The organism is Mesorhizobium sp. M00.F.Ca.ET.216.01.1.1, assembly GCF_004010325.2.
Lineage (GTDB): Bacteria > Pseudomonadota > Alphaproteobacteria > Rhizobiales > Rhizobiaceae > Mesorhizobium.
Window position 1 is genome coordinate 1 of sequence record NZ_SADR02000634.1, and the last position, 279, is coordinate 279.

The following is a 279-nucleotide window of genomic DNA, read 5'->3' on the forward strand; positions in this document are numbered from 1 at the left end:
CCCAGATCACCCAGGCATCGACGCTGCCTTGCACGAAGGCGGCGCGTGCATCGGCAGGCGTCAGATAGACGGGATGGATGTCCGTATAGGCCAACCCGGCCTGCTGCAGCGCTTTCACCAGCAGGAAATGAACATTCGAACCCTTGTTGAGCGCCACCTTCTTGCCACGCAGTTGTGCAACGGTGTTAATCGGCGAGTCCTGCGCGACGACGATCGCTTCGCCGCGCGGCGCCGGCGGTTCGTTGCCGATGTAGACGAAATCGACGCCACCCGCCTGCG

1 protein-coding gene is annotated in these 279 nt (G+C 63.1%); it reads right to left on the reverse strand.

Annotation, left to right across the window (positions count from 1 at the left end; all coding sequences use genetic code 11):
- Nucleotides 1-279 (reverse strand): ABC transporter substrate-binding protein (locus EN859_RS37725; RefSeq protein ID WP_135913779.1); only part of this gene is annotated, 279 nt, incomplete at both ends.